Below are 24,334 nucleotides of genomic sequence, written 5' to 3'. Positions count from 1 at the left end.
AGCATTACGAGCCTATACCATAAGTGTTTTTTCTCGCATTTTTGTGAGAATGTGTTACAATCTCACTACATAAAATCCAGTTGAATTCCAAAAAGGCAAGTGGCTCTAGCGACTCACAAGATGTGAGTAGGTATGTGTTGTGTAAAGGAATAGGACACCAATATGCCGCCGTGGCTTCCTTATTGAATGTGAAAACTGTCGAACGCTGTAAAAGGGGTGAACAGATTTGTTTAAATTTAACGATGAGAAGGGCCAATTGAAGTGCTCCTTCTGTGGTAAGACACAAGATCAAGTACGTAAGCTTGTAGCGGGTCCAGGTGTATATATTTGTGACGAATGTATTGAGCTTTGTACAGAAATTGTGGAAGAAGAGCTTGGTACTGATGAAGAAGTAGAATTTAAAGAAGTTCCTAAACCACGGGAAATCCGTGAAATCTTGGGGGATTATGTAATTGGCCAAGAACAAGCCAAGAAGTCACTTGCTGTTGCTGTATATAACCACTACAAGCGAATCAATTCGAACAGCAAAGTAGATGAAGTGGAGCTAGCAAAAAGTAATATCGCGCTTATTGGACCAACTGGGAGCGGGAAAACCTTACTTGCTCAAACGTTAGCGCGTATTTTAAATGTACCGTTTGCTATTGCCGATGCAACCTCTTTAACAGAGGCTGGATACGTTGGGGAAGATGTAGAAAATATTTTGCTCAAACTGATTCAGGCAGCTGATTACGATGTGGAAAAAGCAGAAAAAGGGATTATTTACATTGATGAAATTGATAAAGTAGCCCGAAAGTCTGAAAACCCATCCATTACACGTGATGTGTCTGGTGAAGGTGTTCAACAAGCGCTTTTGAAAATTCTTGAGGGTACTGTTGCGAGTGTACCTCCACAAGGTGGTCGTAAGCATCCTCATCAAGAATTCATCCAAATCGATACGAGCAATATATTGTTCATTTGTGGTGGAGCCTTTGATGGCATCGAACAAATCATTAAACGTCGCCTTGGTCAAAAGGTGATTGGATTTGGTTCAGATCAAAAAACACAAGCTGGCGAAGAAACAAAGTCATTGTTGACGAAAGTGTTGCCAGAAGACTTATTAAAATTCGGACTTATTCCAGAGTTCATTGGTCGTCTTCCCGTTATCTCGAGCCTAGAAACTCTTGATGAAGATGCACTGATTGAAATTTTGACAAAGCCGAAAAATGCGCTCATCAAACAATACCAAAAAATGATGGAGCTTGATCACGTAGAGCTTGAGTTTGAAGAGGACGCGCTTCTTGCCATTGCACAAAAGGCAATTGAGCGAAAAACGGGTGCACGTGGCTTACGTTCTATTATTGAGTCCATTATGCTGGACGTCATGTTTGATTTACCGAGCCGTGACGACATCCAGAAGTGTATTATCACGAAAGCAACTGTGGAAAGCAGTGGTCATCCTACCCTTGTTACACAAGACGGTCAAGTGATCACGAAAGAAGAAAAAACATCTGCGTAAACAACATTTTTAACCGCATCCTGTATCTTTAGGGATGCGGTTATTTTTGTGGGTGCTTGGTCGATCTTACGAAGCACAAATTTCATTCACTTCATCTTCCTTACCTTCAGAACACCCTCATATCTTCCTATTAAGAGTTTAATCCCCATCTTCCTAGGAAATACTAGGAACTACATAATTGTTAAGCAGGAGGATGGAGAATGAACTGGACTGGCATAGCGCTGTTTATACAACTCTTTTTTGGAATAGTCATCGGATTGTACTTTTGGAACCTACTTAAAAATCAAAGGAATCAAAAGGTGTCTATTGATCGCGAATCCAAAAAAGAAATGGAGCAACTACGACAAATGCGCGCCATCTCCCTAACGGAGCCTTTGGCAGAAAAAGTACGACCGACTACCTTTGATGATATTGTGGGACAAGAAGATGGAATACGCTCTTTGAAAGCTGCTTTGTGTGGACCGAATCCGCAGCATGTGATCGTCTATGGTCCCCCAGGTGTTGGAAAAACAGCTGCAGCTCGACTTGTACTCGAAGAAGCGAAACGGAATAAGAAATCTCCGTTCCGTGCCCAATCTATTTTTGTGGAGTTAGATGCCACAACAGCTCGCTTTGATGAACGGGGAATTGCTGATCCGTTGATAGGCTCTGTCCATGATCCGATTTACCAAGGGGCAGGTGCGATGGGGCAAGCAGGTATTCCACAACCGAAACAAGGTGCTGTTTCAAACGCACACGGAGGCGTATTGTTCATCGATGAAATTGGTGAGCTACACCCGATTCAGATGAACAAGTTGTTAAAAGTGTTAGAGGATCGAAAAGTCTTTATGGAAAGCGCTTATTATAGCGAAGAGAACACGCAAATTCCTAAACATATCCATGATATCTTTCAAAATGGTTTACCTGCTGATTTTCGATTAATCGGGGCAACCACTCGTACACCAAACGAAATCCCTCCTGCAATCCGATCACGTTGTATGGAAGTGTTTTTCAGAGAATTGGATCAAGATGAAATTTCTAAAGTGGCGAAGCGAGCAGCAGAAAAGGTAAAACTTTCGATAAGTGAAGAAGCACTCGAGACATTGTCTAACTATGCTCGGAATGGGCGCGAAGCTGTGAATCTTATCCAAATTGCGGCAGGATTAGCGATTACTGAGGAGCGGTCGTTTATTAAAGATGAAGACATTGAATGGGTCATCCACTCCAGTCAGCTTTCACCACGAATGGAGAAGAAAGTTCGTGGCAAAGAGGCGATAGGTCGTGTGAATGGTTTAGCTGTATACGGTCCTAATACGGGGGCTTTGTTAGAAATCGAGGTAACTGCAATTAAGACCAAAGAAAAAGGTAGCATTAACATTACGGGAATCGTTGAAGAAGAAAGCATTGGTAACCAAGGGAAGTCTATTCGTAGAAAAAGTATGGCGAAAGGCTCGATTGAAAATGTGGTTACGGTTTTGCGCGCAATGGGAGTCCCAGCAGATGAATTTGACATCCACGTCAATTTCCCTGGTGGTATACCTATTGATGGTCCTTCAGCAGGGATTGCGATGGCTACGGGGATTTACTCTGCTATATACAAAATACCTGTTAAATCCACTGTCGCAATGACTGGTGAGATTAGCATACATGGTGATGTGAAACCGATCGGTGGCGTCTTTGCAAAAGTGAAGGCTGCAAAACAAGCTGGTGCTGAACTTGCCATTGTACCAAGGGATAACGTGCAGTCCATCTTAAAAGAAATTGATGGAATTACGATACAGCCAGTAGATCATTTGGACGATGTGTTCGCGTTAGCTTTACATATCGAGGCAAAAGATGTGAAAAATACGATTCGATTAGACAAGAAAGAAAGCGTGTAACTTTTGATTAGATACTCCTCGATTATGTGCGGGGAGTATCTTTTACGTTCTTAACATAAAACCTCTTGGGAATCGAATACTACAGAGGAGCAGAGAGCTTTAGTTGCAACTTATAATCGTTAATTTGTACAAAGGACTCCCGGTACGCTAGAATGAGGAAATGACCCTTGGTCTTGATCAAAGTAATTTTGTTGGAGGAGGTGGAGGAATGGCAGCTACTAATGAAACATTAACCGTTCCTTTATTGCCGTTGCGTGGGTTGCTAGTCTTCCCTACGATGGTATTGCATTTAGATGTTGGGCGTGTAAAATCAGTAGAAGCGCTCGAGCAGGCGATGGTGGAAGATCACCTCATTTTTTTAACTACCCAAAAGGAAATATCTATAGATGAGCCGGAAGCTACCGATGTGTATGAAATGGGTACGGTGACTCGTGTTAAACAAATGCTTAAGCTTCCTAACGGTACGATCCGGGTACTTGTTGAAGGGTTGTACAGGGGAAAGCTGCTACAGTTTCATGACAAGGGAAACTTTTTCGCTGCTACTGTAGAAGGTTATGCCGGAGAAGAACTGAAGGATACTGAAGATGAAGCACTCATGCGTACAATGCTAGAGTACTTTGAACAGTACATAAACGTTTCCAAAAAGGTGTCACAGGAAACGTTTGCGACGGTATCCGATGTAGAAGAGCCTGGCCGAATGGCAGACTTGATTACTTCTCATTTGCCGATCAAATTAAAAGATAAACAATTGATTCTAGACACGCTACCAATTAAAAAACGTTTGCAGCAAGTGATTGAGTTTGTACACAACGAAAAGGAAGTATTGCGTCTTGAAAAGAAAATTGGGCAGCGTGTAAAACGCTCGATGGAACGTACGCAAAAGGAGTATTACTTACGGGAACAGATGAAAGCCATCCAAAAAGAACTTGGAGACAAAGATGGAAAAACGGGTGAAGTGAGCGATTTAAAGAAGAAAATCACAGAGGCCAGCATGCCAGAACCTATTCGGAAGACAGCGGAAAAAGAGTTGGATCGTTATGAAAAGGTGCCATCAACTTCAGCTGAGAGTGGGGTAATTCGAAACTACATCGATTGGTTGCTCTCCCTACCTTGGAGTCATGCGACGGAAGACAGACTGGACTTGCAACATGCAGAGCGTATTTTGGATGAGGATCACTACGGTCTCGAAGATGTCAAAGAGCGTGTACTCGAGTACCTTGCCGTTCAAAAGCTGACAAAGTCTTTAAAAGGGCCGATTCTTTGTTTAGCTGGGCCTCCAGGTGTCGGGAAAACGAGTATTGCACGTTCTCTAGCGACAAGTTTAAACCGTAATTTTGTGCGTATTTCATTAGGAGGGGTTCGCGATGAGTCTGAAATCCGTGGACACCGCCGAACATATGTGGGTGCTATGCCAGGTCGAATTATTCAAGGAATGAAGAAAGCAGGCTCCATTAATCCTGTTTTCCTGTTGGACGAGATTGATAAAATGTCGAACGATTTCCGTGGAGACCCATCGGCAGCCATGTTAGAAGTGTTAGATCCTGAGCAAAACCACAATTTTAGTGATCATTACATTGAAGAAACATACGATTTATCTAATGTGTTGTTTATTGCAACAGCTAATAATTTAGCCACCATTCCAGAGCCTTTACGGGACCGAATGGAGATCATATCGATTGCTGGATACACAGAGCACGAGAAGGTACAAATTGCAAAGAATCATTTGCTTCCGAAGCAAATCGAAGAACATGGTTTATCAAAATCTCAATTACAACTGCGCGATGAGACCTTTCTCAAACTCGTTCGCCACTACACGAGAGAAGCAGGTGTTCGCGGTTTAGAGCGTCAACTCGGATCTATCTGTCGAAAAGCGGCAAAGCAAATTGTTAGTGAAGAGAAAAAGCGCATCGTTGTCACGACTAAATCTATCGAAGACCTTCTTGGTAAGCCGATGTTTCGTCATGGAGAGGCTGAAAAAGAAGATCAGGTGGGTGTAGCAACTGGACTTGCCTACACGACCGTTGGAGGAGACACGCTCCAAATTGAAGTTTCACTTTCTCCAGGCAACGGGAAGCTGTTATTGACTGGTAAGCTGGGCGATGTGATGAAGGAATCAGCCCAGACCGCACTCAGCTTTGTGCGTTCGCATGCGGAAAAATTTGATATCGATCCAAAATTTCATGAAAAGCATGATTTGCATATTCACGTACCTGAAGGAGCTGTACCGAAAGATGGCCCCTCTGCTGGAATTACGATTGTGACAGCCCTTGTTAGTGCGCTCACTGGCAAACCTGTTCGCCATGATTTAGGTATGACCGGGGAAGTGACATTACGAGGACGGGTACTACCGATCGGTGGCGTGAAAGAAAAATCTTTGAGTGCGCATCGGGCAGGCTTGAAAACGGTGCTACTTCCCAAAGACAACGAAAAGGATTTAGAAGACGTTCCTGAGGTTGTACGCAACGACATGAACTTTCAATTTGTCGCTCACGTTGAGGAAGTACTTAAAACAGCATTGCGTGAGGGAACGTCATGAATATACAGACAGCGGAACTAGTAATAAGCGCCGTAAGACCATCTCAATACCCTGATGAAGGTTTTCCAGAAATAGCACTCGCGGGTCGCTCGAACGTAGGTAAATCATCCTTTATCAATTGTTTGATTCGTCGGAAAGCACTAGCCCGTACTTCTTCTAAGCCAGGGAAGACACAGACGCTCAATTTTTACAAGCTGAATGAATCTTTTTACTTTGTAGATGTCCCTGGTTATGGTTACGCGAAAGTGTCGAAATCGGAGCGAGAAAAATGGGGAATCATGATGGAGACATACTTGACGACAAGGGAAAAGCTGCAAGCCGTCGTTCTCCTAATTGACTCTCGCCATGAACCATCAGAAGACGACGTATTAATGTATGACTTTTTAAAACACTATGATCTACCTTGTGTGATCGTCTGTACAAAAGCCGATAAATTGTCTAAAGGGAAGCAACAAAAACAGCTACAAGTTGCCATCCAAACGTTACAGGTTGATCCTGAAGACCCGATCGTTTTATTTTCAGCGGAAACGAAACAAGGAAAAGAAGAATCGTGGCACTTGTTAGAAAGGTATTTGAAATAAAAAAAGCCGGGGGTCTGTGAACTCCGGCTTTTTAAAAGGAATCATTGGCATTAAGTAACAAACACACTGCCAACCGAAAAAGAGCGTTAGTCCCGTAATAAGAGCTTTAAGATATGTAAAGGTGTGCATTTACCGTTTTTTGAAAAACAATACATAACAACCGAATGCAACAAGTAGAAGTGGCCATAAGCGCCAATAAGGACCTAACGCTATTACTTCGTTGACAGAAGACGTCACTTGGTCATAAAACAGTACCATCCCGGTCATGATAAGAAAAAGGACACCGTACAAAAGACCTTGACCTGTTTTTTGGTGCTGAAGCAGAAAACCCAGTGCTAAAAACAAGGAAAAAGCCCCTAAGTGTTCAGGCCAAATGACGAGTTCTCCGACTACTTGGAAGTGAATGCCAACGCCGGTAAGGAATGTTCCAGGAAGAATAAGTGTATAGTCTCTCCCTTTGTACGCTTGAAGAAGCATGGCAATACCAACGATGATGAGTAGTGTTTGCCAGCCGGAAAGCGAAGCGAACGTATCCCATTGTTCATCTCTAATCCATATGTATAAGCCAAACCCAATTAGGATCCAGCCAGGTAAGACATTGGTTGTGCGCATAGTTGGTTTGCGTCCCTTCTGCATGAAACTGGATTTGTGCTCTAACTCGTGGTAATGGCTGCTAAGCAGTAGACTTGATGAAATGGCCCTTTTTTGTTATGGTACAAGGTGGAATCCATTGTGTAAATGGTTAATTTTTAAACGCCATGTAACAGCGTTGTAAAGGGTGTCAACGTCTGTTCACATTTCGGAAAAAATCGTGCGAATACGACATGATATACTAGTGACAAAGAGAAATGATTTGTAGTAGGGGGGTCAAAAGTTGCATTTACTCGTAGCAGGAATAAACTATCAAACAGCCCCTGTTGAAATACGCGAACGCTTATCGTTTCAAGAGTCTGATATACCTAAGGCAATGAAGGCGTTGCAGGATCAAAAAAGTATCCTAGAAAACGTGGTTGTCTCTACATGCAATCGTACAGAATTGTATGCGGTGGTTGATCAATTGCATACAGGTCGCTATTACTTGAAAAAGTTTTTAGCAGACTGGTTTGATTTGGGGATGGAATCTTTTTCTCCATATGTGACATTTCATGAAAACAGTGGGATGGCAGAACATCTTATGCGAGTTGCTTCCGGTCTAGACTCTATGGTGCTTGGCGAAACGCAAATTTTAGGACAAGTGCGTAAGAGCTTTTTTACTGCGCAAGAGCTTGGAACGACAGGGACTATATTAAATCGCCTATTTCAACAAGCTATTACGGTGGCTAAGAAAGGTCACACTGAAACTGAAATTGGAGCGAACGCTGTAAGTGTCAGTTATGCAGCAGTTGAGCTTGCGAAAAAAGTGTTCGGGTCTTTAGCAGATAAGCATGTCGTCATCGTTGGTGCTGGTAAAATGGGACAATTGGCGATGGAAAACCTTTATGGACAAGGTGTCAAAAGGGTTACCGTATTAAATAGAACGTTTGAAAAAGCAGAGGAGCTCGCACAAAAGTTTCAAGGTGAGGCACGGTCACTTCAAGAGTTACAGTGCGCATTGCTCGATGCAGATATTTTAATAAGCTCTACAGGTTCGAAAGAGTATGTGCTCACAAAAGAAGTTATGTCTGTTGCAGCTAAAATGCGGCGAGGTAAGCCCATTTTCCTTGTCGATATTGCTGTACCTCGGAACCTAGATCCGGCTTTAGCAGAGTTGGACAATGTATTTCTCTATGACATTGACGATTTAGAGGGCATTGTACAAGCGAACTTAGCAGAACGAAAAGAAGCCGCTGATCAAATAGGTGTCATGATTGAGGAACAGCTGATTGCTTTTGAAGAATGGCTTGCTATGCTGGGAGTTGTACCCGTGATTACTGCCCTTCGCGAAAAAGCATTAAGTATTCAAGCGGAAACAATGCAAAGTATTGAGCGAAAACTACCGAACTTGACGGAACGTGAACGTAAAGTATTGAGTAAGCATACGAAAAGCATCGTGAATCAAATGTTGAAAGATCCTGTAAAAGAAATGAAAGAGCTGGCGAGCGGACCGAACGCAAAAGAGAACCTCGCTCTATTTCAACAAATCTTTGGAATAGAAGATGTTGTACAGAAGGAGCCCACTTCCTATGTGCAAGAAGCGCGCAAGACCGAGCGTGCTCCTTCTCAAACTGCGGTATCTGAAGTCTCTTTTTCAACATAAAATTTCGGGTAGAGCGTTGTGATAACGTTGAAGCAATCGGTTCTACCGGTTGCTTCCACTCTTAATTCATTCCACCACCTACTCTAATATGAGGGACGAAAGAGAATGTTTGACGTTGTAATGACTCGCATGCATGAACTGATTATAATTTTGTATGCTACTAGTGTACTGCTTTACTTTTTAGATTTTGTCGATACGAACCAGAAGGCGAATCGAACCGCCTTCTGGCTTTTAGCAATTGTTTGGATTCTTCAAACAATTTTTTTATTTATGTACATGTTTGAAACAGGCCGATTTCCTATTTTAACGATAAACGAAGGCTTGTACTTCTATGCGTGGGTGCTCATTACATTGTCGTTGGGTATTAATCGTTTATTAAAAGTCGATTTCACCGTCTTCTTTACAAACGTTCTTGGCTTCATTATTATGGCGGTTCATACATTTTCCACAGCCCAGATCGAGTCAAATGTGATTGCAGAACAGTTGATGAATGAAATTTTGTATATTCACATTATGATGGCTATTTTATCTTATGGTGCCTTTACGATCTCTTTCGTGTTTTCTTGTCTATACTTATTACAACACCGATTATTAAAGCAAAAAAAATGGGGGAAGCGCTTGCGACGTCTTGCTGATTTGGAAAAGCTTGATCGGATGACGGTCGTACTAAACGGAATCGGGACCCCACTTCTTTTGCTTAGTTTGATCTTGGGGATTCAACGCGCTGTGATCGCATTACCTGATTTTAGCTGGCTAGACTTGAAAATTATCGGTTCCATACTGATGTTACTTGCTTATAGTATTGTGTTCGCTATGAGAGTACGCAAACAGTTGTATGGTCGTGTGCTAGCCTACTGGAATATTGGCTGTTTTCTTATCGTGCTCATTAACTTTTTCTTGTTTGGCAGATTGTCTGGTTTTCACTTGTGGATTTCCTAACACGAACTAAAGCTTACAGTTGGACTTATGTAAAGGAGGAATGACCTATGTCAAATCGCACAGTAGTGCTTGGCTCACGTCGAAGTAATTTAGCTCTGACCCAGTCGAATTGGGTATTGAAGCGACTACAGGAAGAACAGGTACCATATCAATTTTCAGTAAAAGAAATTGTCACAAAAGGTGACCGTATTCTTGACGTTACTCTTTCCAAAGTGGGTGGAAAAGGATTGTTCGTGAAGGAAATCGAGCAAGCTCTGTTTGATAAAGAAATTGATTTAGCTGTGCACAGTATGAAGGATATGCCGGCGAAATTACCAGAAGGTTTGACGATTGCTTGTATCCCAGTTCGAGAAGATCATCGGGACGCTTTTATTTCCGTAGACCACATACCATTTGAAGAACTTCCCTCTGGAGCGATTATCGGGACAAGCAGTTTACGACGTGGAGCTCAGCTTCTTGCAAAACGACCTGACATTAGTATTCAGTGGATTCGCGGCAACATTGATACACGTTTGAAAAAACTACAAGAAGATAACTTTGATGCCATTATTTTAGCTGCAGCTGGTTTGAAAAGAATGGGCTGGAGTGATGATGTCGTCACGCGCTATTTGGATGAGGATGTGTCTTTGCCTGCTGTTGGACAAGGTGCCTTGGCGATTGAATGTCGGAGCGATGATGAGGAGCTTATCAACTATTTAAAAACAATTCATTGTGAGCATACAGCGAGAACGGTCTCTGCAGAACGTACTTTTTTACACCGGATGGAAGGTGGTTGCCAAATCCCGATTGCAGGCTATGCGACTTTAGAAGGCGAGACGGTTTCGCTCACTGGACTAGTTGCTGCACCGGACGGATCGGCAATTTATAAAGAAACGGTTAGTGGAACAGACCCGGTAGCTGTTGGAGAGGAAGTTGCCTCTATCCTTACTCGCCAAGGAGCAAAAACACTCATTGACGCTGTGAAAGAAACGTTAGATGAGGCGTAAAATTCTCGTCCCGCGTTCAGCCCAGCAAGCTCCCCCCTTTTTTGTAGCGTTGGAAGAGATCGGGTTTGAACCATTGAGTGTTCCGTTGTTGGAAATTCGCTTTTTACTACAATCTGAACTTGAGTGGACAAGTTGGTGGGCTGGGCGGGATATGGATTGGCTCATCTTCACTTCGCAAAATGGGGTGGAGGCATTTTTTCGGCATCTTCCTTCGACGTTTCAACTACCTATATCTTTTCATTTTGCAGCAGTGGGAAGGAAAACGGCGCAAGCACTTGAAAAGTGGGGCGTTTCTGTTTCTTTTCAGCCTAGCCGTTTTGACGCAGACGCTTTTGTGGAGCAATGGGAAGAGCAACAGCCAAGCGGTTCACGCGTTATGTGTATTTTAGGGAATCGTGCACGTGCGGTCATTCCAGCTAGTTTGCAACGTATAGGGTATGACGTTACGGTAGAACACCTTTATGAAACCCATATTTCTAGACAAGGACAAAACGAACTAGTTGAAGTGGTAGATTCATTGTACGGAGTAGCATTCACTTCGCCATCTACAGTACAGGCATTTACCGAAATTATTAAGAGCCCCCCTTCGCATCTTGTGTTTGGGGCAATTGGTCCCATAACAGAGCGTGCATTACGGAACAAAGGGCTTCCTGTTCACGTGTTGCCCGAGGAGTTTACGGTCGAGGCACTTGCACGAAGTTTTTTTACATATGCAAGTCAACATACTTAATTACGTTTAGAGAGGAAGCGATCTGTATGAATTCAAACCATGACTCTTTTGCCCGTCATCGTCGTCTCCGGCAAAGTGCGCCACTTCGGAAACTCGTTCGTGAAACGACGATAACTACCTCAGATCTTATGTATCCTTTATTTGTGGTGGAAGGAGAAGGTGTGTATAAAGAGGTATCTTCCATGCCTGGTGTGTTCCACGTTTCACTAGATCATTTGGATGCAGAACTAGAAAAACTACGTCATCTAGGCGTTCTTTCCATTATGCTCTTTGGGGTACCAGAAGCAAAAGATTCAGTCGGCACAGAAGCGTATGCTGATGGGGGTATTGTTCAAAGAGCTATTAAGCACATCAAAGCTTTTGACTCGAATTTTGTGATCGCGGCGGATACCTGCCTATGCCAGTATACGGATCATGGTCATTGTGGAATTGTTCGTGATGGGGTAATCGAAAATGATGAATCGCTAGAATTGCTAGCAAAGACAGCAGTTAGTCAAGCGAGGGCAGGTGCTGATATTATTGCCCCTTCCAATATGATGGATGGCTTTGTAACAGCCATTCGCCATGCATTGGACGAAGAAGGCTTCTCCCATGTACCGATCATGTCTTATGCGGTTAAATATGCATCGAGCTTTTACGGTCCGTTCCGTGACGCAGCTCATTCTACACCACAGTTTGGTGACCGTAAAACGTATCAAATGGATCCAGCAAACCGTGTAGAAGCGATTCGTGAGATGGAATCAGACATCGAAGAAGGCGCTGACTTCTTTATCATAAAACCTGCCCTCAGCTACTTAGATATTATCCGTGAAGCGAACGACCGTTTTCCTGTACCGCTAGTGGCTTATAACGTGAGCGGAGAATACTCGATGATTAAGGCAGCCAGTGCAAACGGGTGGATTGATGAGCAAGCAGTCGTCATGGAAATGCTTACCTCCATGAAACGGGCTGGAGCATCCATTATCATTACTTATTTTGCAAAGGACGTTGCTACGTATTTACGAGAGGAGAATGGAGGAGGCGCACAATGAAATCTTTTCAACAATCAAAGAAGGCTTTTGAAGAAGCCGTGCAGCATATGCCCGGGGGTGTGAACAGTCCTGTTCGCGCCTTTCGTTCTGTGAATATGGATCCTCTGTTTATGGAAAGTGGAAAAGGATCCCGAATACGAGACATTGACGGCAACGAATACATCGATTACGTACTCAGTTGGGGACCCCTTATTTTAGGACACGCTAATGATCAAGTTGTAGAAGCTTTGAAAAAAGTAACCGAAAAAGGAACGAGCTTTGGCGCATCCACATTAATAGAAAATAAACTTGCTAAGCTTGTCATCGATAGAGTGCCTTCTATTGAAATGGTACGCATGGTGTCATCAGGAACGGAAGCTACGATGAGTGCACTTCGCTTAGCGAGAGGGTATACCGGTCGTGATAAAATCGTGAAATTTGAAGGCTGCTATCATGGACACGGTGACTCATTGTTGATTAAAGCAGGATCAGGAGTGGCCACATTAGGACTTCCTGACAGTCCAGGTGTACCGGAAGGAGTCGCACAAAATACGATTACAGTTCCTTACAATGATAAAGAATCAATCCGCTATGCTTTTGAACAATTTGGCGAGGACATTGCAGGTGTGATCGTAGAACCAGTCGCTGGTAATATGGGCGTCGTACCACCAATTGATGGCTTCCTTCACTATTTACGAGAATTGACAGAGGAGTATGGCGCGTTACTCATTTTTGATGAAGTAATGACCGGTTTCCGTGTCGACTACGGCTGCGCCCAAAGTGCTTTCGATGTCATGCCAGATCTGACATGTCTAGGTAAAGTGATTGGCGGTGGTTTGCCTGTCGGTGCCTACGGAGGAAAACGTAAGATTATGGAACGCATTGCCCCTTCAGGACCGATATACCAAGCTGGGACGCTCTCTGGAAACCCACTTGCGATGACGGCTGGATATGAAACCCTATCACAAATTACACCCGAAACATACGCTGGGTTCCGTAAAAAAGCAGATCGCCTCGAAGAAGGATTGTCCAAAGCAGCAAAGCAAAATGGAATCCCGCACACTATTAATCGTGCTGGATCGATGGTCGGTTTCTTCTTCAATGAAGGTCCCGTCACCAACTTTGACCAAGCACGTAGGTCAAATCTAGACCTGTTTAGTTCGTATTACCGTGCGATGATTGAAGAAGGTATTTTCTTGCCTCCGTCCCAATTCGAAGGTATGTTCTTATCAACAGCCCACACGGATGAGGATATTGAACAAACAATTGAGGCAGCAAGACACGCTTTTGCAAAAATTTCAAAGTAAGTGGTAAGACGGCGAGATGATATCGTCGTCTTTTTTATGTGATTTTTTGGGGGAAAGGGACTCAGTACAGTGTAAGGTCACAGAAAACAGTGATTGCATTTCACTACTCCACCCTTCCCTTTTTCCGGCTTAGTTTTCGGCATAAAAGACCCATGTCCTTCATAGAGTGGTAACGACAAGTCTTTTAAGGTGAGAAAGGAGGAATTCTTCTTGACACAAGGGAAGCCATCATATTTACGTTTTTCCTTAGAAGAGTCCGTTTGGTTCGGTCGACAAGAGGCCGTTGACATTTTACAGAGCATATCTCTAGAGCCTAATGTGACGATTCAAGAACATGATCAGTACGTTGCTATTCGTGGTTCTTTGGAACTTACTGGTGAGTATAAGAAAGTGTCTGAAGTGAAAGAGGATGAGGAAGAGGAACCGTATGCACAACATCGGTACGTTGAGGTAAGAGAAGTTAGTGAAGAGACGTGTGCTTTTACACATGCGTTTCCGGTAGATATTACGATTCCAAACAATCGTGTGAAGAGTTTGTATGACTTAGATGTGTGTGTGGATTCGTTTGATTATGTATTTCCAGTCGCCGACTGTATAAAACTTACGGCAGACCTGACCGTAACGGGGGTTATTGAACAAGTAGAGTCTGAAACGTATATGTTGGAAAGAAACGAGACGACAGCAGCTGAGCATGCAGAAGAAATTACGTTATCTTTGCCGAGTGTCGACCAACCTGTACCACCAACTACGTTTCCATGGACGAAAGAGGAGTTTTCCGCTGAGGCGAAGCGTCCTCCCTCACAAGAGGATGCACAGCCTAGTTATGTACAGGACGAAAACAATGAATCATCACTATCTGAAGAGGATCAGCAGTTTGTAGAGGCAACACGGAGCTATCACAAACCGTATGGAGTCGTTCCGATGCCTTCGATCGAGGACGATGATGACGAAGAATACGAGTCCTCTTCTTCTTCTGAAGCTAAAGCATATGAACATGAGGAGCAAGAAAATGCATACGCTCCATATGAGAACACGTATGAAGATGATTCTGAAGAGGATCATTGGGCGTATACGATTGTAGAGGACGAATACGAAGAGTACCCACCGGCTCACAAGGAAATTAAATTTGCCTCTAAGTCTAAAGACGAAAGTGAAAGCTCTTCCTCTTCCTCGGCACTCTCTCTAACAGACTTCTTTGCTAGAAAGTCTGAAGACGAGGTGACGCGACTAAAAGTGTGCATCGTGCAGGATGGAGACACGGTAGATACACTTGCCGAACGGTATGAAGTGAGTGCACAGCAACTGTTACGTGTTAATTCGCTTGAACCAACTCAAGATGTGTTTGAAGGGCAAGTGTTATACATCCCACAGGCGGTAGTGAAATAAGGTAGTGAAAAGTGAGTGAGTATGATGAGCACTCACTTTTTTTACGAACATAACTATTTGTTTGGAAAGAAGGGGAGAACATGGGGAGACCATCTGATACAAACGCATTACAAACCGTTCTCCAGCAATATGGTATTCAGCCGATGTATATAGAACCACTAGGTGTGATTGCGAAAGTGCATACACAATCGGGATTATTTGCTTTGAAGCGGATTGACGCTTCCGTACGGATGGATTTTGTGTCCCATTTGCAAATGCTCTACCAAAAGGGCTTCCATCGCATCGTGCCTGTTTATCCGACGCGTGATGGAAGGTACGGTGTGTTACAAGGAAACGACTTATACTACTTGATGCCATGGCTACATGACCTTCCAGGGGAGAACCGTCAGACAAAGCATGAAAAGTTGTTTAGAGAGTTGGCGAGAATGCACGTGCTAAGTCAGCAGGAAACAGAAGTAACAGAAGAAGAACGGAAAGAACATACAGAAGCCACGAAGCAAACGTGGGAGGCACAGCGAACGTTTTTAGAGCAGTTTGTCGAGTATTGTGAAGAACAGTGGTACATGTCACCTTTTGAATTAACTTACTGTATGTACTATAACGACATTCGCCAGGCGTGTACGTTTGCTATTAATCAGTTAGAAGTTTGGGAAGAACTAATGGAAGAAAAGCAAACCATGCGGTCCGTACTTGTGCACGGTAAATTGTCTCCAGAGCATTTTTTATATGATGAAAAAGGGCTTGGGTACTTTATTAATTTTGAACAGGCAAAGTATGCTTCACCCCTTCATGATTTACTTCCTTTTCTTGCACGAACGCTTCACGCGAGACCCACTCAACACGACGATGTACTTGCCTGGCTACAAACATATTTTGCAACATCTCCTTTTCAGAAGGAAGAAATGCGTTTGTTTCTTAGTTATTTAGCCCATCCTGGCCCGATCGTTGATATTGTAGAACGGTATTATCAACGACCAAAAGAACGACGAAATGAGCGTGAAGATGTGCGAAAGTTGCAGGAATATCACTGGAGACTTAAAAACATCGAATATGTCGTCATGAAGTTAGAGGAAGAGCAAAAAAGAAGAGAGCAGGCAGAAAAAGCAGCAGAAGCCGCCTCAACAAATGACTAAAAGAAGATGATTTGAACACGTACTTAAAGGCGACTTACAACCATTCATAATAAAAGGCTAAAGCTATAAAAATGAACAGGGCAAGCAGTAAAACATCAAATGTTGTAGGGAAAATAACGGTACGAATGACTTGGAAGACAGTAAACGGGATGACTAACTGCTGAGCAATGGCTCGTGCATTCTTCATCCAATTTTGAAAGGTGTATGAATTGTACTTTTTACGCAATGGTAGCTCCTCCTCTACTACGTTTCGTATCTAGTGTATGGGCGTTTTCTCTAAATGGTGCTTGCCACTCTTACGTGCGCGGGAATATTAATTTAGCTAGTGCATCACACATCGACGCTCAATTCAATAAAATGTAAGTCTGTTTTCTAAAAGGTTGTTGCTTTATTTGAGAAAAGCTTTATTGCACAACAGCTATATGATGCGACATACTGCAAATTCATGTTGCTCTAATATCGCTCCGGAAATACACTTCGCTTTCCGCGGGCTCCGCGCTGAGCCTCCTCATCGCTGTGACAAACATGCAAAACTTGACGTGGGGGAAAACATACGCTATTATTTGAAATATCTATATGATAAAAAGCGTTGCACAGGAAGAGTATGAACAACTCCTTTTATAGAGAGAGAACCGCCTGGTGAAAGGTTCTTACTGAGAGTTTTTCAGAAGGTCGCCTGGAAGCTGCTCCTTTGAACTTAAGTAAAAGGAGCCGGATGAAAAGTCCGTTACACAAATGAGCGCTCTATTTTCGATAAGTAGAGAATTAAGGTGGTACCGCGAAGCGTCGTCTTTCGTCCTTTACTGGATGAAAGGCGTTTTTTTGTTTTCCTCAACTGATAATGAACGCTTACAAGAATGAAGGAGGTGTTTGTTGGTGACAACCCAGCAAACAGAATTGTCTACAAAATACGATCCGCAATCAGTCGAAAAGAATCGTTATGAGTGGTGGCTGAAAGGAAAGGTGTTTGAAGCAAAGTCTGATGAGACAAAACCACCCTACACCATCGTAATCCCGCCCCCGAACGTTACCGGAAAACTTCATTTAGGCCATGCGTGGGACACGACATTACAAGATATTTTGACTCGTATGAAGCGTATGCAAGGGTATGACGTATTGTGGCTGCCAGGAATGGATCATGCAGGAATTGCTACGCAAGCAAAAGTCGAACAAAAGTTAAAAGCGGAAGGCAAGAGCCGCTATGACCTCGGACGTGATGCCTTCGTCACTGAAACGTGGAAGTGGAAGGATGAATACGCCAAACATATTAGAATGCAATGGTCGAAGCTTGGTTTGGGACTAGACTATAGTCGAGAACGCTTTACACTTGACGAAGGGTTATCAAATGCAGTACGACAAGTGTTTGTCAAACTGTATGAAAAGGACCTTATTTATCGTGGCGAGTACATCATTAACTGGGATCCGGATACAAAGACAGCTCTTTCAGATATCGAGGTGATTTACAAGGATGTGGAAGGTGCTTTCTATCATATGCGGTACCCACTGTCTGATGGGTCTGGGTCTATTGACATTGCGACGACGCGTCCGGAAACGATGCTCGGAGATACAGCAGTTGCCGTTCACCCAGAGGATACGCGTTATAAACACTTGATTGGAAAAACAGTCGTCCTGCCAATTACAGGACGAGAAATTCCAATCGTGGGCGATGATTACGTCGATATGGATTTCGGATCAGGTGCCGTGAAAATTACGCCAGCTCATGATCCGAACGACTTTGAAATCGGAAATCGCCATAAGTTAGAGCGTATTCTCGTTATGAACGAAGACGGGACAATGAACGAAAAAGCTGGCAAATACAGCGGCATGAATCGTTTTGCTTGCCGAAAGCAACTAGTGAAAGACCTTCAAGAGGATGGTGTACTCTTCCACATCGAAAAACACATGCATTCAGTAGGGCATTCTGAGCGTAGTGGAGCGGTCGTTGAGCCGTATTTGTCTACACAATGGTTTGTAAACATGGAGCCATTGGCTAAACGCGCTGTTGATTTACAAGGTCAAGACGGGGCTGTAAACTTTGTCCCGGATCGATTTGAGAAAACGTATCTACGCTGGATGGAGAATATTCGTGACTGGTGTATTTCTCGGCAGCTTTGGTGGGGGCATCGTATTCCTGCTTGGTATCATCATGAGACTGGTGAAGTGTACGTTGGTATGGAAGCTCCGACCGATGAAGAAAATTGGACGCAAGATGCAGATGTGTTGGACACATGGTTCTCGTCCGCTTTATGGCCGTTTTCAACCCTTGGCTGGCCAGATGAAAATAATGAAGAATTCAAACGTTACTATCCAACGAGCTCCCTCGTCACAGGGTATGATATCATTTTCTTCTGGGTGTCGCGGATGATTTTTCAAGCGGTGGAGTTTACAGAACAACACCCATTCCAAGACGTACTGATTCACGGACTCGTTCGCGACGAGCAAGGTCGTAAAATGAGTAAGTCGTTAGGAAATGGTGTCGATCCAATGGATGTCATCGACAGATACGGTGCTGATTCCTTACGCTACTTCCTTTCTACAGGCACATCTCCTGGGCAAGATTTGCGGTTTAGCTGGGAGAAAGTCGAATCTGTTTGGAATTTTGCCAATAAAATTTGGAACGCATCTCGTTTTGCACTCATGAACTTAGACGGAATGACGGTAGACGAAATTTCTCTCGATGGGAAAAAGTCCGTTGCTGATGAGTGGATTTTAACCAGGCTAAACGAGACCATTGCGACCGTCACTTCACTAGCGGATCGCTATGAGTTTGGGGAAGTGGGGAGAACGCTATACAACTTTATTTGGGATGACTTCTGTGATTGGTACATTGAAATGGCGAAGCTTCCTTTGTACGGTGAAGAAGAAGAGGCAAAGAAAACGACCCGCTCTGTACTTGCGCACGTACTTGATCAAACGATGCGTTTATTACATCCGTTTATGCCGTTTATTACCGAGGAAATTTGGCAGCATTTGCCGCATCATGGCGAATCAATAACAGAAGCGGCTTGGCCAACTGTTAATGAGCGCTACACGAACGAACGCGCTGCTGGGGAAATGAAGCTTCTTGTTGAGATCATTCGTACAGTACGAAACATTCGGGCAGAAGTGGATACGCCTATGTCGAAGCAAATTGAATTGCGCTTACAAGCGAAGGATGATGACATTCTTGCGGTACTTCAAAAAAACGAATCATACATCGAGCGCTTCTGTAATCCGAGTGAATTAGTCATGGCAACGTCGGTCGAAACACCTGATAAAGCGATGACAGCCGTTGTCACCGGTGTTGATCTTGTTTTGCCATTAGAAGGTTTAATCGATATGGGAGCTGAGGTCGCTCGATTGGAAAAAGAGTTGGCTAAGTGGCAAAGTGAAGTAGATCGAGTGCAAAAGAAATTAGCCAACGAAAAGTTTATTGGGAAGGCTCCGGCACACATCGTCGAAGAAGAGCGCAACAAAGAGCGTGAGTACGTCGAGAAACGCGATACGGTCCAACAACGTATTCAAGAACTAAAAGAAAATTAATGTGAAGGGCGGACCGAATAAGGTTCGCCCTATTTCTAAAATAGCAGGGACCAAAAGGGGATAGAGCGACATGAAAACAGTCGATGAGGCAATTGGGTGGCTTCATAACAGGCTTCGACTAGGAATTAAACCAGGCTTAGAACGGATGGAGTGGCTCATGAACTACTTTGAGAATCCGGAAAAACGCCTCCGAGCTGTACATATAGGCGGAACCAATGGAAAAGGATCGACAGTGACGATGATGCGGGAAGCGTTACAAGCTAGTGGATACCGTGTGGGAACGTTTACTTCGCCTTATATTGAACGATTTCAGGAGCGTATTTCAACAAATGGTACGCCCATAAGTGACGAAGCGCTGTTCACACTCGTTCAAGAAGTAAAAGAGGCAAGTGAACAGCTTGAACAAACGACTCTCGGTGCACCTTCAGAATTTGAATGCATTACAGCCATAGCTTTCCGTTACTTCACGAATGTGGATCCTGTCGACATTGTGCTTTTTGAGGTGGGGCTTGGCGGTAGATTGGATAGTACGAACGTAGTGGCCCCCATTGTCACTGGCATTACGAACGTTGGATTTGATCATATGGCGTTTCTAGGAAATACAATCAAGGAAATCGCTTTTGAAAAAGCTGGCATTATGAAGTCAGGAGTGCCTGTCATGACTACAGAAACAAAACCGGAAGTAGTGACCCTGTTTGCTGAACACGCAAAGTCTGTTGGAACAGATTGTGAGCAGATCGGGACGGAATTCTCGGCAACTTATCAAGAGTCAACTGAAATCGGAGAACGTTTCTTCTACCAAGATCAAAGCTGGTCTTTTGCAGTAGAGACGTCTTTAAAAGGAAGACATCAAGTGTCGAATGGCGCGCTTGCAATTCGCTTGTTGCATGAATGTGCAAAACGTGGATTTGACGCGTTAACGCCAGAGGCAATTCAGATTGGATTGAAACGGTCCCGTTGGCCTGGGCGCTTTGAAATAATTCGTCACCATCCAACCATTATTTTTGACGGTGCACACAACGAGGAAGGTGTGGCCGCATTAACAAACACAATGGCAACTAGATTAGCAGGTACACGTGTGACGGTTTTGTTTTCGGCTTTAGTGGATAAGCCTTTTGTGAACATGACTTCTCAATTGCAGGAGCATAGCGATCGGCTTGTCTGGACTACGTTTCCCTTTCCAAGATCTGCTACGAAAGAAACAGTAAAAAACGTGTCGAAATCAGTCGAATGGGCAGAAAATGCGGTACAATGGATAGAGGATTGGTATGCTGAGGCTGACGCTGATGAGGTACTCGTTGTAACCGGTTCTCTCTACTTTATCTCTTATTGTCGTCAAGCGTTAATATGAGATAAATTAGTATGCACCTACTATAAGAGCATTTCCTTTTTTCTGAAAAATTGGTGACAAAACTTCATCTATTTGCTACACTATCTTCAAAGTCTGTGACTTTTTGACTAGAAAGGGGGAACGTCGATTGGAATTGAGTGCAGCAAAGAAGCGAGTAATCTGGCTAATTTGGCTAGTTACGATTCCTGTTGGATTCGTAGTCACTTTTCAATGGATGCCACCATCTGGAAGCTTTGTAGACTGGCTTCCTTACCTATTTATGATGTGCATCATTGCTTTTTTCCCGATTGTAGTTAATGGGACGACGATATTTTTCATCCAATTAATCAGCTTGCCCACGTTATTGGTGCACGGCTTGTTTGTGGAAATGTTACTTGTTCAATTGGCCACTATATTACTTATGTTTCGCTTACGCATTCGTCCTGAAGAACTTTATCGACTTCCCTTGAACTCTGCTATGTTTTTTTCGATTTCTTTATTGAGCGCGGTAGTATACATTTCATTGGGTGGACAAGTGGGCACGGAAGAAAGACTTACTACACTAACTTATATTTTGCTACTAGTCTATATGTTCATTTATGCGATTACAAATCAAGTGTTACTTAATATTGTAGTTCGATGGATGCATGGGGTGAAACGACCTTTTGTTGGAAAAGATTTTGTGTGGGAGATGGTTAGTACTTTACTTGTGTATCCTCTAGGACTTGTTGTTTATTTTTTACTTTCGGAAGTAGGTCCTTGGTCTATCTTTCTAATCGGGGTACCCTTTATTTGTGTTGCTCTTCTATTGAAAATGTATAATAATACAGAAAACATAAATGATTATTTGCAAAATGCTGCTGAATTTGGACACGAACTCGCGCAGAGTCTAAAGGTCACTGAGGTACTAGACGTGTTTATGCAAAAGATATCTACGTTATTACCAATTGATTTCGCTTACCTTCTTGATGTAAATGATCGTGAATTAACCGTTTCACGCGTGTTAGAAGAAGGGGATATCTCTTCGAAGGATTTGCAAAGGTTGCAGCGACACGAAGGCATTAGCGGGATGGTTTGGGCTACTGGTAAAAGTGTTATTTATGGAACGAAAGTGGAATGGGAAGGCGTGGTAAAAGGTTACATGCCAGCAGGTGCAGAGAGTGTACTTTCAGTTCCTATTTTGCGTAGTGGGGAAGTGAAGGGGGTCTTGTTTTTAGCCTCAAGGAAAAAGCGCTTATTTCATAAATACCAAGTCATGGTCGTTGATATTTTATGTTCGTATTTATCGGTAGCTCTCGAAAATGCACGGCACTACGAAAAAACAAAAAATGAGAGTGAGCGCTGTGCTTTAACGAAACTATATAACTATCGTTACTTTGAAAGGTACCTTACAGACGAATTTCAAAAACTAGACGAAGGTGAGAGAAAACAATTATCTCTCATTCTATTAGATATAGACTACTTTAAGAGCATTAACGATACGTATGGTCACCAAAGCGGGAATGAAGTACTAATTGAGCTTGCTGAACGGTTGCGCCGCATGGTGGGAAGCCGGGGGACAGTAGCACGGTATGGTGGAGAGGAATTCATTGTATTACTTCCAGATATCGGGAAGGAGCAAGCGCACGAAATGGCGGAGAGAATTCGTCAATTTGTTTCTGCTAGACCGTTTTATATTCGTCAATCCATGAACGAAAGTGGAAAAATTGTGAAGGTGTCGATCACTGTAAGTATAGGTGTGTCCTGCACAACGGATGGAGTTGACGATTCGCTTTCCCTCATCCGTTATGCTGACTATGCGATGTATATGGGGGCTAAACAAAAAGGGCGAAATCGTGTTGCAGATTATCAGGCCATTTTGTAGTTATAGAAAAAGTTCTCCTTGGAGGTTAATTGCCTACTAAGAATTCAAACTCTGTCAGTAGTGGACTAAGGTGAACAAAGTAACACAAAACAAGTGTGCTATCTTTAGCACACTTGTTTTGGTTTTTCAGAAGAAACTTTTACAGGGATTAGCTAGCCTATTCGTAAACATATCTTGCTGCAGCGGGGTTAATGGGTTCCCAAATTATTTCGATGTCTTCACTACTTGGTTTACTACCAGGGCTTGTGCCATCACCTGTTTCACCTGAGCAGTTGGCATTATACGCGTTACGATCGATTGTTGGTGAGAAGATATTGACTCCAGAGGATTTTTGTATTCCACCTACATTTCCACCTACACAGATTTTTGCATTGTTCTCAAGATTTATTTTTCCGTAAAAGGTTGCTGATCCTTTGACGTAGATGGTAGAGGTGCTCATTGCATCTATTTTTCTATCGAAAGTAGCACTTCCCATAACCACGATAAGTGAATCGTCAATTCCGCGGTTAATGTTGTCGAACCGGGCGGCGCCACCAACGTATAGTTGAGAGTTTTGGATACCATTAATAGGATTATTAAATGTGGAGGAACCACGGATGTAAAGAGTTGAATTATTGATTCCTTTGCTAATAGAGCTATTAAAGGTTCCAGATCCCCCAATAAGAATAGTGACGTTCTCGATATCTACAGAAGAACCTGTGGATACTGCTCCGCGATAGGAACAGGATTTTGCCCCGAATGTTTTCTTATTGTATTCGCATTGCGGCAATCCTTCTGGTGTGGGAATTCTGTCCTCATAACGGATGGTACCGTCATTGCTGTCAAGATTACCTGCCCCTGAACCAACACCGTCTAGGTTAATAGAAGGGATCGGGATCGTAATCGTTGAGCTTATTTCTCTAGTTGGAAAATCATTAAAAATGCCTTCACTTATAAAGTTGAGTTGTAGGTTGTCAGCACTTGCTTCGATTTCGTTTACGTAGATGTTAAAAGAACGATTCGCATCTATTTCCTTGAAATGAACGAGGCCACTTCCTGATAATGGTGCAAAGTCATTAGAAACTAAGGCTGCTCGTAATTCTATTGCAAGTCTCCCTCTGTACCCCTCAATAAAGTCTTCGTCTTCCTTTAAAGATGGATCACTTTCTAAGTTTTTGATGATATCTTCTTTTATTTGCGCTATAGAGTCCTGCATGACACTCCGTATTTTTCTCTCGTAGAAGTCAGAAAAACTTGTTACATAATACGTATATCCCATTTCCGCCAAGTCAAGTGTTTGTATGTTGGTTTCGATCTGACTTGTTTGCTTCGAATTGTTTATAGCCATCCCAACAACGGATAACCCAAGTACAGAGAGAACGGTGACGATGAGTAGGACGGTGACCAGAGCTACACCTGCTTCATTGTGAACGTTCCTCAT

Annotated in this window: 18 protein-coding genes and 1 other annotated feature; of the genes, 15 read left to right on the top strand and 3 right to left on the bottom strand. The window is 43.2% G+C overall.

What is annotated here, in order from left to right; translation table 11 throughout:
* Positions 1-226 precede the first annotated feature (226 nt).
* The 4 genes from clpX (at position 227) to yihA (ending at position 6,471) form a co-directional block, all read left to right on the top strand.
* Positions 227-1,495: an ATP-dependent protease ATP-binding subunit ClpX gene (gene clpX, locus HHK01_RS11030; RefSeq protein ID WP_170007845.1), complete on the top strand. Its 1,269-nt coding sequence runs from the start codon at positions 227-229 to the stop codon at positions 1,493-1,495.
* Between the two features lie 200 nt (positions 1,496-1,695).
* Complete coding sequence (lonB, locus tag HHK01_RS11025; RefSeq protein WP_170007844.1) at positions 1,696-3,354, top strand: ATP-dependent protease LonB; 1,659 nt, start codon at positions 1,696-1,698, stop codon at positions 3,352-3,354.
* 208 nt (positions 3,355-3,562) lie between these two features.
* The gene (gene lon / locus HHK01_RS11020) at positions 3,563-5,890 is read left to right on the top strand and encodes an endopeptidase La (protein WP_170007843.1); all 2,328 of its coding nucleotides are present in this window, start codon (positions 3,563-3,565) and stop codon (positions 5,888-5,890) included.
* On the top strand, positions 5,887-6,471 hold the full coding sequence (yihA, locus tag HHK01_RS11015) for a ribosome biogenesis GTP-binding protein YihA/YsxC (protein WP_170007842.1): 585 nt from the start codon (positions 5,887-5,889) through the stop codon (positions 6,469-6,471). Before lon ends, yihA begins: the two co-directional genes overlap by 4 nt.
* 129 nt (positions 6,472-6,600) lie before the next feature.
* On the opposite strand, the gene HHK01_RS11010 is transcribed toward yihA, so the two are convergent.
* Positions 6,601-7,083, bottom strand: a complete 483-nt coding sequence (locus HHK01_RS11010) for a hypothetical protein (RefSeq protein ID WP_170007841.1) — start codon at positions 7,081-7,083, stop codon at positions 6,601-6,603.
* A 262-nt stretch (positions 7,084-7,345) separates the two neighbouring features.
* On the opposite strand from HHK01_RS11010, the gene hemA reads away from it, so the two are divergent.
* The 8 genes from hemA (at position 7,346) to ysxE (ending at position 16,198) form a co-directional block, all read left to right on the top strand.
* Positions 7,346-8,707, top strand: a complete 1,362-nt coding sequence (hemA, locus tag HHK01_RS11005; protein ID WP_170007840.1) for a glutamyl-tRNA reductase — start codon at positions 7,346-7,348, stop codon at positions 8,705-8,707.
* Between the two features lie 105 nt (positions 8,708-8,812).
* Positions 8,813-9,646, top strand: coding sequence for a cytochrome C assembly family protein (locus tag HHK01_RS11000; protein WP_170007839.1), 834 nt, complete (start codon positions 8,813-8,815; stop codon positions 9,644-9,646).
* Positions 9,647-9,693: 47 nt separating this feature from the next.
* A complete protein-coding gene (gene hemC / locus HHK01_RS10995) occupies positions 9,694-10,632 on the top strand; it encodes a hydroxymethylbilane synthase (protein ID WP_170007838.1) in 939 nt (312 codons plus the stop codon).
* On the top strand, positions 10,622-11,362 hold the full coding sequence (locus HHK01_RS10990) for a uroporphyrinogen-III synthase (RefSeq protein ID WP_170007837.1): 741 nt from the start codon (positions 10,622-10,624) through the stop codon (positions 11,360-11,362). The genes hemC and HHK01_RS10990 overlap by 11 nt, the downstream gene beginning before the upstream one ends.
* Before the next feature lie 26 nt (positions 11,363-11,388).
* A complete protein-coding gene (hemB, locus tag HHK01_RS10985) occupies positions 11,389-12,393 on the top strand; it encodes a porphobilinogen synthase (RefSeq protein ID WP_170007836.1) in 1,005 nt (334 codons plus the stop codon).
* Positions 12,390-13,679 carry a glutamate-1-semialdehyde 2,1-aminomutase gene (gene hemL, locus HHK01_RS10980; RefSeq protein ID WP_170007835.1) on the top strand — a complete coding sequence of 430 codons (1,290 nt, stop codon included), beginning with the start codon at positions 12,390-12,392 and terminating at the stop codon, positions 13,677-13,679. The genes hemB and hemL overlap by 4 nt, the downstream gene beginning before the upstream one ends.
* Positions 13,680-13,889: 210 nt before the next feature.
* The gene (gene spoVID, locus HHK01_RS10975) at positions 13,890-15,065 is read left to right on the top strand and encodes a stage VI sporulation protein D (protein ID WP_170007834.1); all 1,176 of its coding nucleotides are present in this window, start codon (positions 13,890-13,892) and stop codon (positions 15,063-15,065) included.
* A gap of 80 nt (positions 15,066-15,145) precedes the next feature.
* The gene (ysxE, locus tag HHK01_RS10970) at positions 15,146-16,198 is read left to right on the top strand and encodes a spore coat protein YsxE (protein WP_170007833.1); all 1,053 of its coding nucleotides are present in this window, start codon (positions 15,146-15,148) and stop codon (positions 16,196-16,198) included.
* A gap of 34 nt (positions 16,199-16,232) precedes the next feature.
* Here the strand turns inward: ysxE and HHK01_RS10965 are convergent, their stop codons facing one another.
* On the bottom strand, positions 16,233-16,424 hold the full coding sequence (locus tag HHK01_RS10965) for a hypothetical protein (RefSeq protein WP_170007832.1): 192 nt from the start codon (positions 16,422-16,424) through the stop codon (positions 16,233-16,235).
* Between the two features lie 354 nt (positions 16,425-16,778).
* Positions 16,779-17,002 (top strand) — a binding site (T-box leader).
* A 72-nt stretch (positions 17,003-17,074) separates the two neighbouring features.
* Between HHK01_RS10965 and HHK01_RS10960 the strand changes: the two genes are divergently transcribed.
* The 3 genes from HHK01_RS10960 to HHK01_RS10950 all read left to right on the top strand — a co-directional run bounded on the left by HHK01_RS10960 (position 17,075) and on the right by HHK01_RS10950 (position 22,914).
* On the top strand, positions 17,075-19,720 hold the full coding sequence (locus tag HHK01_RS10960) for a valine--tRNA ligase (RefSeq protein ID WP_407646906.1): 2,646 nt from the start codon (positions 17,075-17,077) through the stop codon (positions 19,718-19,720).
* Positions 19,721-19,790: 70 nt separating this feature from the next.
* Positions 19,791-21,071, top strand: coding sequence for a bifunctional folylpolyglutamate synthase/dihydrofolate synthase (locus HHK01_RS10955; protein WP_170007830.1), 1,281 nt, complete (start codon positions 19,791-19,793; stop codon positions 21,069-21,071).
* 127 nt (positions 21,072-21,198) lie between these two features.
* Positions 21,199-22,914: a sensor domain-containing diguanylate cyclase gene (locus tag HHK01_RS10950; protein WP_170007829.1), complete on the top strand. Its 1,716-nt coding sequence runs from the start codon at positions 21,199-21,201 to the stop codon at positions 22,912-22,914.
* A 157-nt stretch (positions 22,915-23,071) separates the two neighbouring features.
* Here the strand turns inward: HHK01_RS10950 and HHK01_RS10945 are convergent, their stop codons facing one another.
* Positions 23,072-24,334, bottom strand: a complete 1,263-nt coding sequence (locus HHK01_RS10945) for a pilus assembly PilX N-terminal domain-containing protein (RefSeq protein ID WP_170007828.1) — start codon at positions 24,332-24,334, stop codon at positions 23,072-23,074.

The organism is Bacillus fonticola (assembly GCF_012955605.1).
Taxonomy (GTDB): domain Bacteria; phylum Bacillota; class Bacilli; order Bacillales; family JC228; genus Bacillus_CG; species Bacillus_CG fonticola.
This window is presented reverse-complemented; position numbering and strand designations above follow the sequence as displayed.

Excerpts from the sequence above, each read along its gene's own strand:
- HHK01_RS10990 (WP_170007837.1), top strand. The coding sequence starts at position 10,622 with ATGAGGCGTAAAATTCTCGTCCCGCGTTCAGCCCAGCAAGCTCCCCCC.
- HHK01_RS10955 (WP_170007830.1), top strand. The coding sequence starts at position 19,791 with ATGAAAACAGTCGATGAGGCAATTGGGTGGCTTCATAACAGGCTTCGA.
- HHK01_RS10945 (WP_170007828.1), bottom strand. The coding sequence starts at position 24,334 with ATGAGGAACGTTCACAATGAAGCAGGTGTAGCTCTGGTCACCGTCCTA.
- HHK01_RS11000 (WP_170007839.1), top strand. The coding sequence starts at position 8,813 with ATGTTTGACGTTGTAATGACTCGCATGCATGAACTGATTATAATTTTG.
- yihA (WP_170007842.1), top strand. The coding sequence starts at position 5,887 with ATGAATATACAGACAGCGGAACTAGTAATAAGCGCCGTAAGACCATCT.
- HHK01_RS11010 (WP_170007841.1), bottom strand. The coding sequence starts at position 7,083 with ATGCGCACAACCAATGTCTTACCTGGCTGGATCCTAATTGGGTTTGGC.
- hemL (WP_170007835.1), top strand. The coding sequence starts at position 12,390 with ATGAAATCTTTTCAACAATCAAAGAAGGCTTTTGAAGAAGCCGTGCAG.
- lonB (WP_170007844.1), top strand. The coding sequence starts at position 1,696 with ATGAACTGGACTGGCATAGCGCTGTTTATACAACTCTTTTTTGGAATA.
- ysxE (WP_170007833.1), top strand. The coding sequence starts at position 15,146 with ATGGGGAGACCATCTGATACAAACGCATTACAAACCGTTCTCCAGCAA.
- lon (WP_170007843.1), top strand. The coding sequence starts at position 3,563 with ATGGCAGCTACTAATGAAACATTAACCGTTCCTTTATTGCCGTTGCGT.
- hemB (WP_170007836.1), top strand. The coding sequence starts at position 11,389 with ATGAATTCAAACCATGACTCTTTTGCCCGTCATCGTCGTCTCCGGCAA.
- hemC (WP_170007838.1), top strand. The coding sequence starts at position 9,694 with ATGTCAAATCGCACAGTAGTGCTTGGCTCACGTCGAAGTAATTTAGCT.